The 8,184-nt window shown below is 70.4% G+C and carries 6 protein-coding genes and 1 pseudogene; 3 read left to right on the top strand and 4 right to left on the bottom strand.

What is annotated here, in order from left to right; translation table 11 throughout:
• Positions 1–121, top strand: a pseudogene (locus BHU15_RS33930) (ATP-binding protein); the annotation flags it as partial.
• 137 nt (positions 122–258) lie between these two features.
• Here the strand turns inward: BHU15_RS33930 and BHU15_RS33925 are convergent.
• The gene (locus BHU15_RS33925; RefSeq protein ID WP_023538422.1) at positions 259–492 is read right to left on the bottom strand and encodes an acyl-CoA carboxylase subunit epsilon; all 234 of its coding nucleotides are present in this window, start codon (positions 490–492) and stop codon (positions 259–261) included.
• Positions 493–581: 89 nt separating this feature from the next.
• Positions 582–2,165, bottom strand: a complete 1,584-nt coding sequence (locus BHU15_RS33920; RefSeq protein WP_069630632.1) for an acyl-CoA carboxylase subunit beta — start codon at positions 2,163–2,165, stop codon at positions 582–584.
• A gap of 389 nt (positions 2,166–2,554) precedes the next feature.
• On the opposite strand from BHU15_RS33920, the gene BHU15_RS33915 reads away from it, so the two are divergent.
• Together BHU15_RS33915 and BHU15_RS33910 are read left to right on the top strand one after the other, a co-directional pair.
• Complete coding sequence (locus tag BHU15_RS33915; protein ID WP_069630631.1) at positions 2,555–3,781, top strand: glycoside hydrolase family 64 protein; 1,227 nt, start codon at positions 2,555–2,557, stop codon at positions 3,779–3,781.
• Positions 3,782–3,970: 189 nt separating this feature from the next.
• Positions 3,971–4,582 (top strand): YceI family protein, encoded by a 612-nt coding sequence (locus tag BHU15_RS33910; protein WP_023538425.1) that lies wholly within the window; start codon positions 3,971–3,973, stop codon positions 4,580–4,582.
• Between the two features lie 42 nt (positions 4,583–4,624).
• Here BHU15_RS33910 and BHU15_RS40565 read toward each other — a convergent pair whose 3' ends face one another.
• A complete protein-coding gene (locus BHU15_RS40565; protein WP_069630633.1) occupies positions 4,625–5,989 on the bottom strand; it encodes a hypothetical protein in 1,365 nt (454 codons plus the stop codon).
• Between the two features lie 207 nt (positions 5,990–6,196).
• Positions 6,197–8,074, bottom strand: a complete 1,878-nt coding sequence (locus BHU15_RS33900) for a discoidin domain-containing protein (protein ID WP_069630630.1) — start codon at positions 8,072–8,074, stop codon at positions 6,197–6,199.
• Positions 8,075–8,184 lie beyond the last annotated feature (110 nt).

The raw sequence follows: 8,184 nt of genomic DNA, 5'->3' as shown, positions 1-8,184 counted from the left end.
CGAAGCACTCCAGATCGGCCCCGACACCCCGATCATCACGACCGACGCGCGCCACCGCGCCGACGCCAAGAGCGGACTGATCACCCTCGTCGAACACGCACTCATGGCACGGCTTCGCTGAGCCGTCCGCCGGGTCGTACGCCGCGACGACAACGGCAGAGGCCCCGCACTCCGAGGAGTGCGGGGCCTCTGCCGTTGTGGCTCTGACGGCTCACATGGTTCTCTCGCGGCGCTGTACGGCCGCTGGAGCGTCCGGAATCAGCCTTGCCAGCTGTGCGGGGCCCGGAAGCCCGGCGTGCGCTCCAGACGGCGCCAGCCGGCCGTGGAGCGGCCCCGGTGGGCCGGCGCGGCGTCCGCGCCGGTGCGGGCGGCGGCGCGCGCCATGAGGACGGCGGTGATGGCGGCCAGTTCCTCGGGGCCGGCCTGGCCCTTCTCGACGCGGAGGAGGGAGCTGTCCGCGCGGAGCGGGGAGTTGTCGGCTGAAGCGTTCATCGGGCTCGTGTCTCCGTCTTCTCGGCAGGTGGGCGGCGGCGTGGCCGGTGTCGTGCGCGGCACGGGTGCGGCGTCCGGCGGGCGCGGGCTCACTGCGGGGGGTTGCCGTGCTTGCGGGACGGCAGGTCGGCGTGCTTCGTACGGAGCATCGCGAGGGCCGAGACGAGGACCTCACGGGTCTCGGCCGGGTCGATGACGTCGTCGACCAGGCCGCGCTCCGCGGCGTAGTACGGGTGCATCAGCTCGGCCTTGTACTCCTTGACCATGCGTACGCGCATGGCCTCGGGGTCCTCGGCCTCGGCGATCTGCTTACGGAAGATGACGTTGGCGGCGCCTTCCGCGCCCATCACCGCGATCTCGTTGGTCGGCCAGGCGTAGGTGAGGTCGGCGCCGATGGACTGGGAATCCATGACGATGTAAGCACCCCCGTACGCCTTGCGCAGGATGAGCGAGATCCGCGGGACGGTGGCGTTGCAGTACGCGTACAGCAGCTTCGCCCCGTGGCGGATGATGCCGCCGTGCTCCTGGTCGACGCCGGGCAGGAAGCCGGGTACGTCCAGCAGGGTCACGATCGGGATGTTGAAGGCGTCGCACATCTGGACGAAGCGCGCGGCCTTCTCGGACGCCTCGATGTCCAGGACGCCCGCGAGGGACTGCGGCTGGTTGGCGACGATGCCGACGACCTGGCCGTCGAGCCGGGACAGCGCGCAGATGATGTTGGTGGCCCAGCGCTCGTGGATCTCCAGGTAGTCGCCGTCGTCGACGAGCTCCTCGATGACCTTGCGCATGTCGTAGGGGCGGTTACCGTCGGCCGGGACGAGGTCGAGCAGCACGTCGGAGCGGCGGTCGGCCGGGTCGTCGGACTCGGCGACGGGCGGGTTCTCGCGGTTGTTCGAGGGGAGCATCGCCAGCAGGTAGCGGACCTCGGCGATGCAGGTCTCCTCGTCGTCGTACGCGAAGTGCGCGACGCCCGAGGTCTCGGCGTGCACGTCCGCGCCGCCGAGGCCGTTCTGGGTGATCTCCTCGCCCGTGACCGCCTTGACGACGTCGGGTCCGGTGATGAACATCTGCGACGTCTCACGGACCATGAACACGAAGTCGGTGAGGGCGGGGCTGTAGGCGGCGCCGCCGGCGCACGGGCCGAGCATGACGCTGATCTGCGGGATGACGCCCGACGCCTTGGTGTTGCGCTGGAAGATGCCGCCGTAGCCGGCGAGCGCGGACACGCCCTCCTGAATACGGGCGCCCGCGCCGTCGTTGAGCGAGACCAGCGGGGCACCGGCCGAGATGGCCATGTCCATGATCTTGTGGATCTTGGTGGCGTGGGCCTCGCCCAGCGCGCCGCCGAAGATCCGGAAGTCGTGCGCGTACACGAAGACCGTGCGACCGTCGACCGTTCCCCAGCCGGTGATCACCCCGTCCGTGTACGGCTTCTTGGCCTCCAGGCCGAAACCGGTGGCCCGGTGCCGGCGCAGCTGTTCGACCTCTCTGAACGAGCCCTCGTCGAGCAGCAGCGCGATACGCTCGCGCGCCGTCAGCTTCCCCTTGGCGTGCTGCGCCTCGGTCGCGCGTTCGCTCGGTCCGCTCAGCGCCTGCCCCCGCAGCGAGTGCAGCTCGGCCACACGCCCACGGGCGTCGACGGGCTCACTCGGCGTCTGGTCCACAACGGTCATGTACCGACCCTACGAACAACGGAGCGAAAAGCCGCCGTCGACTCCACACAGTCTCCCGCCCGGATTCCTGGTGGGGCTGGACAGTATCCGAGTGGACGCGGGCCGAATCGACAGCCCGGAGGCCCTCGCGCTTGTGAGGTTCCTCCAGATGTCAGCCGGACGTCGGCCGGTGGCCGGCCGACGGTCATACGTCCGGTCTCCGGGTGGCGGGGGTGACGGCGGGTGCGGGGGTGACGTCAGGTTGTGAAGACTCGCAAACCATTGAGAGCGCTCTCAGTCATAACTCTTGACGCGTCCCTGAACACCTGACGAGAGTGGGGCGCAGACGCAGGCGCGCCCCCCACGTACCGCGCGTCACTGCGTTCCCCCCACATCTCAGGAGAACATCCGTGATATCGCGCAGACTGTTTCTGACAGGCACGGCCGCCGCGGCTACGGCGCTCACCTACCCCGTCTGGGGAAGCGCTCTCAGCCCCCGCGCGTCGGCTGCCGCCGACACCTGTGAACTCGCCCTGGTGAACAAGTCGTTGCCCGGCTCCGTCAACGCGTACGTCACCGGCCACGAGCAGGGCACCGACCGCTGGGTGCTGCTCCGTGCCGACGGCAGCGTGTACAAGCCGGAGTCGCCGGCCGAGGCCAACACGCCGCTGCCGGTGGACTGCGCCATTCCGCTCAACGCGGCGGGCGGCGCGGCCGTGACACTGACGCTGCCCCAGATGTTCGGCGCGCGCGTCTACTTCGTACGCGACGACACGCTGGACTTCTTCCTGAACCCGGGTCCGTCCCTGGTCGAGCCGGCGTTCGCGAGCGAGAACGACCCCAACTACGGCCGCACCTGGTCGTTCGCCGAGTTCACCTTCAATCCGCAGCAGCTGTACTCGAACATCAGCTACGTCGACCTGGTGACCGCGCTGCCCATCGGGATCACCCTGGAGGGCGACGCGAAGCACGAGGTGGCCCCGTTGCCCGAGGGCGCCCTCCAGAAGATCGCCGACGGTCTGACCGCGCAGGCGGCGGCCGACGGTCAGCCGTGGGACAAACTGATCACGCGCGGCGCCGACGGCCAGGTCCTGCGGGTGATCGCGCCGCAGAACGCGATGGCGCCGTACTTCGACCGGCCCGACGAGATGCCCTTCAGAGACGTCTTCGACGGCTACGTCGACCAGGTCTGGCAGAAGTACGCCGCCGAGGATCTCAGGATCGACCTCCAGGGCGGGCGCGGCGTGCTGGCCGGCCGGGTCAGCGGCGACACGCTCACCTTCGCGGGCGGCCACACCTTCTCCAAGCCGTCCTCGAAGGACATCTTCACCTGCAACCACGGCCCCTTCACGAACAACCCGGGCGATTCGGACGACAAGAAGGCGCTCCTCGCGCGGCTGGCGGCCGGTTTCAACCGCTCGACGCTCCTCACCCACCCCGACCAGCCGAACGGCGCCACGGCGGCGGACTACTACAAGGCCCCGGCCACCAACCACTGGGCACGGGTGCTGCACGCCAACACCCCGATCGGGTACGCGTTCCCGTACGACGACGTGCGGCCGGACGGCGAGCCGGACGTCTCGGGTGCGGCGCACGACGGCAACCCGGTGCGCTTCACGGTGTCGGTCGGCTCCTGAGGGCCCACTGCCGAGGCCCGCGCCTCCGGTGCCTCGTCGCCTCTCCTCCTACGGAGGGGGCGGCGGGGCACCGTCGCGTTTCCGGTCCGCGTCACCCGATCGACGGAAGATGTTGAATTTTTAACGAGACAGGTCTACGCTCTGGCTCGTTGCTTGAACGCTAAACAAACACCCTCCGGGAGAAACCCCATGTCTCTGTTCAACCGCAAGTCCGACACCGACGTAGCCACCGCCCCGGTCAACCCCGACCTGGCCCACCTGACCGGTGACTACACCATCGACCCGTCGCACAGCAGCATCGGCTTCACCGTGCGTCACGCGATGGTCACCAATGTCCGCGGCTCCTTCAGCAAGCACGAGGGCACGCTGAGCCTGGACGGCTCGAAGCCGGAGAACTCCACCGCGTCGATCGACGTCGAGATCGAGAGCATCGACACCGGCGCGCCGGACCGTGACGGTCACCTGCGCAGCGCCGACTTCTTCGACGCCGAGACGTTCCCCAAGATGACCTTCCGCTCGACGAGCGCCGAGCAGCTGGGCGGCGACGACTACCGCATCACCGGTGAACTCACCATCAAGGACGTCACCAAGCCGCTCTCCATCGACCTGGAGTTCAACGGCAAGGCCACCGACCCGTACGGCAACGAGCGCGTCGGCTTCGAGGGCAGCGCCACGATCTCCCGCTCGGACTGGGGCCTGAGCTGGAACGCGGCGCTGGAGACCGGCGGCGTGGTCGTCAGCGACAAGGTGAAGCTGGTCTTCGACATCTCCGCGATCAAGAACCAGCCGCAGGCCGCCTGACCCGTACCGGAGCGCGGGCGGCGGGGCCGTCCGGGGGCACCGTCAGAAACCGCCCCCGTCGAAACCGCCGCCGCCTCCGAAGTCCCCTCCCCCGCCGAAGCCGCCACCGTCGAAGCCGTCTCCGCCGCCGAAGTCGCCGCCCGAGCCGCCGTCGTAGCCGGTGTAGTCACCGCCTCCGTAGTCCGCGGCGTAGGCGGGGGTGGTCAGGACGGTGCCGAGCATGGTGCCCACCAGCAGGGCAGGGAGCACGCCGCCGCCGAAGTAGCCGCCGGCCCAGGGGCCGTACGCCGGACCCGCGTCGTAGTACGGGCGCGGGCCGTACTCGGTCTGCACCATCCGCGTCATCGGGTCGTCGCCGTCCTCCAGACGCGCCGCGTCGGCCGCGCAGACCGGGATCGAACGGACCGCGCCGGCGGGCGGGGGCGACCAGTCCACGTCCTTCACGGAAGGGCCGTGCCGGGGGTCGAAGAAGCAGGGCGAACGGCGCTCCGGCAGTGGCTTGCCCTCCCGGCGCGCGGCGAGGGCGGCGAGCGAGAAACGGCCGTCCGCGAGCGCCTCGGTCACCCCGCGTACATCGTCCGGGCGCTCGGCGTGGTCCATGAGGGACTTCGCCTTCTCGTACGCGTCCAGACCCTGCTCGTAGTCCGCGCGCATCGCGTCGTCGGCGCCCTTCTCGCCCGGGTGGAAGTCGAGCCGGTCGAGTTCCTCGCCGAAGGCGGTGATGTCCTCGTCCACGACGACCCGCAGTTTGTCGAGGGCCTGCCTGTCGCGCTCCTCCTTACGGAGGCGGTTGCGGCGCAGCACCGCGTACACGCCCGCGCCGCCCAGCACCACGATGCCGCCGAGCGTGATCAGCCCGGTCGTCGCGCTGCCGCCGGCGGTGCCGTCGCTGCCGTCACCGGAGGACGTGTCCCAACCCGCGGGCGCCTGGCCGCGCGTTTCGGCGAGTGCCTGGTCCACGAAGTTGTTCAGCTCCGTCGCCGCCCCGACGGGACCCGTGCCCTTCGCGCCGTCGGTGATCGTACGCACGGCGTCCGGCGGCAGGTTACGGGCGTCGGCGGCGGCGTCGAAGCTGTCGCCGAGGCGTACGGCGTACACGCCTGACACGCCGGTCGCGGTCCGCAGCCTCTTGAGGAGGGTGTCGTCCGGATCGAAGTCGGCGGACCGCGGCAGGACGGCGACGAACACCGGCTTGTCCGCGTCCTTGATCTTCTTCGTCAGCGCGGCGGCGTCCGACCGGGAGAGCTGGTCGGAGGCGCGCGGGTCGACATGGACCGGGCCCTTCTTGAAGGCCTCGGCCACGGCATCGGGGCCGGTGGCTGCGTGCGCGCTCGGAGCCGCGACGACGGCGGCGCCCGTGAAGGCGAGCAGCAACCCGGACAGAGTGGTGAACAGCCTCGTCCTCATGTCACCGACGGTACCGGAGGGCGCCATGATCCGGAGTGGGCGGAATGTGACGGAACGAGGACGGACGGGGCCGTGGCAGGGCGTGCCGGGGCCGGGGCGTGCGAGGCCGCTTCTTCAAGAAGGAGGGCCGGAACGAGCGGCGCACCCGGGCGGGGAGGCCCGGGTGCGTCACTCATGGGGGTACGGGGAGGTACGGGGGCGTGCCGGCTACTTCTGCTCCACCCGCACCCAGTCGATCTCGGCCTTCACACCGCCCTGCGCGACCCTGTCGACGCTCGACTGGGGCAGGCCCCAGTACGGCGTGGTGACCTGGTTGTGCCCGGCCGGGTAGGCGCCGCCCAGCGCGAGGTTGAGGATCACGTACTGGTTGTGGTCGAAGACCCACTCCCCGCGGGTCGACTCCAGCTTCTGCCGCGACGTCGTCTGCACCACCCGGTCGTCGACGGTGAAGATCATGCCCTCCGGCGTCCACTCGACGGCGTAGGTGTGCCACTGGTCGACCCGGCCGCCGCCCGGGAAGGTCTGCGACTTGCCGACGTTCCCCGCGGCCGAGTAGCCGGGGCCGTGCAGCGCGGTGCTGGTCCAGTCCGCGTAGCCGACGTTCTCCATGATGTCCGTCTCGCCGGAGCCCGGCCAGGACACCGACGGGTCGTCGACGTCGCTGCCCAGCAGCCAGAACGCCGGCCAGAAGCCGTCGCCGACGGGAAGCCTCATCCGCGCGCTGACCTTGCCGTACGTGAAGTCGAACTTGGTGTTGGTGTCGACGCGGCCCGAGGTGAAGTCGTAGGTGCCGCCGCCGGGCACCGTGGTGCAGCCCTTGCAGTACTTCGACTCCAGGACGAGCGCCCCGTTCTGGGTCTTGATGTTGTCCGGCGAGTCCACGTACGCCTGCGACTCACCGTTGACGGAGCCCATCTCCTGGCCGGTGCGCACCACGCGCCACTTGTTGCGGTCCAGGCCGGAGCCGGTGAAGTCGTCGAAGAAGGTCTGCCGGTAGGCGCCGCCCGGGTTCTGCGGCAGGGCGGGGTACGCCGCCGCCGCGCTGCCGCCGGTGCCCCAGACCTGGAACTCGTACAGCGAGTAGCCGAACTGCGCCGTCGACGGGGCCGGGTTGTAGAAGGAGCGGCGCTCCTTGCCCAGCATCCGCACGTAGCGCCCGTTCACCGGGGTGGGCAGGTTGATCGTGTCGTGCCTGCCGACGGCCTCCGCGGGTGACTTGATGTTCGCCCGGCGCTCGGCGATCTGCGCCGCCGAAGGCCGGTACACGGTGCGCCAGTTGCGGTTGTCGTCGGAGACCTGGAGCTCGAAGTCGACCGCGTAGGCGGCCTCCCAGTACAGGTCCACGGACTGGATCGTGGACGGGGCGCCGAGGTCCACGCCCACCCACCGGTTCTGGTTCCAGTCGCTCGACCAGCGGGACTGGTCGGCCTTGAGGTCGGCGGGCCAGCCGCCGTCGGTGACGAAGGCCGGGGAGTTGCCCGCGTGCTGGTACAGCTCGCCGTAGGCGGGGTGGTTCAGCGCCAGGTTGCTGCGCGTCGTGGCGGCGGGGGCGGGTTCGCCGCCGAAGACCTGGAAGGAGAAGAGGGAGTAGCCCCAGGCGGTGCCGCGCTCGACACCGCGCATCCGGACGTAGCGCCCGGTGGCCTCCTGCGGGTACGTGTGCGCGGTGACGGTGCCGCCGGTGCCCTCGTTCTCGGTGTAGAAGTCGGTCCAGTCCGTGCCGTTGCGCGAGATCTCCAGGACGTACTGCTTGCCGTACGCGGCTTCCCATTCGAGCTTGACCTGGCTGACGCGGATGACGCCGCCGAGGTCGATCTGGATCCAGGCGTTGTCGGTGAAGTCGCTGGCCCACCGGGTGGCGGGGTTGTTGTCGAAGGCGCCGCCGGCGGGGGTGCCGGCGTTCTCGACGCCGGAGGTGGTGACGGCCGCCGGTCTGGCCGCGAAGGCTTCCGCCGCGCGGTCGGTGTTCCACGCCGCGGCGGCCCGGACTGCGGGCGGCTGCGGCGGTGCGGCGACGGCGAGCGGCGCCGCCAGCGCGAGCAGGGCGAGGGTGGTGGTCGCGAGTAAGGACGTACGTGGGGGCATCGTTGACTCCGTTGGCGATACGGGTGAATGGAGCGATGTCCGTACGGGGGGTGTTACCGCGCGTGGTGCGTGCCGTGCCGTGGCCGTGCCTGCGGGCGGACGGCCCCGCC

The organism is Streptomyces niveus, from assembly GCF_001723055.1.
Taxonomy (GTDB): domain Bacteria; phylum Actinomycetota; class Actinomycetes; order Streptomycetales; family Streptomycetaceae; genus Streptomyces; species Streptomyces niveus.
The sequence above is the reverse complement of the archived record's forward strand: the minus strand, read 5'-3'. Positions and strand labels throughout refer to the sequence as shown.